1 rRNA gene is annotated in these 1,497 nt (G+C 55.2%); it reads right to left on the reverse strand.

The features are described 5' to 3' along the window. Positions 1–33: 33 nt before the first annotated feature. Positions 34–1,497 (reverse strand): 16S ribosomal RNA (locus FPQ10_RS12730); the annotation flags it as partial.

The following is a 1,497-nucleotide window of genomic DNA, read 5'->3' on the forward strand; positions in this document are numbered from 1 at the left end:
ATGTGGAATCAATGTTCCACGTTTCATCCTTAGAAAGGAGGTGATCCAGCCGCACCTTCCGATACGGCTACCTTGTTACGACTTCACCCCAATCATTGGCCCCACCTTCGGCGGCTGGCTCCATAAAGGTTACCCCACCGACTTCGGGTGTTGCCAACTCTCGTGGTGTGACGGGCGGTGTGTACAAGGCCCGGGAACGTATTCACCGCGGCATGCTGATCCGCGATTACTAGCGATTCCGGCTTCATACAGGCGAGTTGCAGCCTGCAATCCGAACTGAGAATGGCTTTAAGGGATTGGCTAAACCTCACGGTCTCGCTGCCCTCTGTACCATCCATTGTAGCACGTGTGTAGCCCAGGTCATAAGGGGCATGATGATTTGACGTCATCCCCACCTTCCTCCGGTTTGTCACCGGCAGTCACCTTAGAGTGCCCAACTAAATGCTGGCAACTAAGATCAAGGGTTGCGCTCGTTACGGGACTTAACCCAACATCTCACGACACGAGCTGACGACAACCATGCACCACCTGTCACCGCTGCCCCGAAGGGAAGGCCTATCTCTAGGCCGGTCAGCGGGATGTCAAGACCTGGTAAGGTTCTTCGCGTTGCGTCGAATTAAACCACATGCTCCACCGCTTGTGCGGGCCCCCGTCAATTCCTTTGAGTTTCAGCCTTGCGGCCGTACTCCCCAGGCGGAGTGCTTATTGCGTTAACTGCAGCACTAAGGGTTGGAACCCCTAACACCTAGCACTCATCGTTTACGGCGTGGACTACCAGGGTATCTAATCCTGTTTGCTACCCACGCTTTCGCGCCTCAGCGTCAGTTACAGACCAGAGAGTCGCCTTCGCCACTGGTGTTCCTCCACATCTCTACGCATTTCACCGCTACACGTGGAATTCCACTCTCCTCTTCTGTACTCAAGTTCCCCAGTTTCCAATGACCCTCCACGGTTAAGCCGTGGGCTTTCACATCAGACTTAAGAAACCGCCTGCGCGCGCTTTACGCCCAATAATTCCGGATAACGCTTGCCACCTACGTATTACCGCGGCTGCTGGCACGTAGTTAGCCGTGGCTTTCTGGTTAGGTACCGTCAAGGTACCGCCCTGTTCGAACGGTACTTGTTCTTCCCTAACAACAGAGCTTTACGATCCGAGGACCTTCTTCACTCACGCGGCGTTGCTCCGTCAGACTTTCGTCCATTGCGGAAGATTCCCTACTGCTGCCTCCCGTAGGAGTCTGGGCCGTGTCTCAGTCCCAGTGTGGCCGATCACCCTCTCAGGTCGGCTACGCATCGTTGCCTTGGTAGGCTCTTACCCCACCAACTAGCTAATGCGCCGCGGGCCCATCTGCAAGTGATAGCACAAAGGCCATCTTTCAAACATGAATCATGCGATTCACGTCATCATCCGGTATTAGCCCCGGTTTCCCGGGGTTATCCCAGTCTTGCAGGTAGGTTGCCCACGTGTTACTCACCCGTCCGCCGCTCGTTCCACAG

This window comes from Allobacillus sp. SKP2-8 (assembly GCF_007559355.1).
In the GTDB taxonomy this organism is placed as follows: Bacteria; Bacillota; Bacilli; order Bacillales; family Alkalibacillaceae; genus Allobacillus; species Allobacillus halotolerans.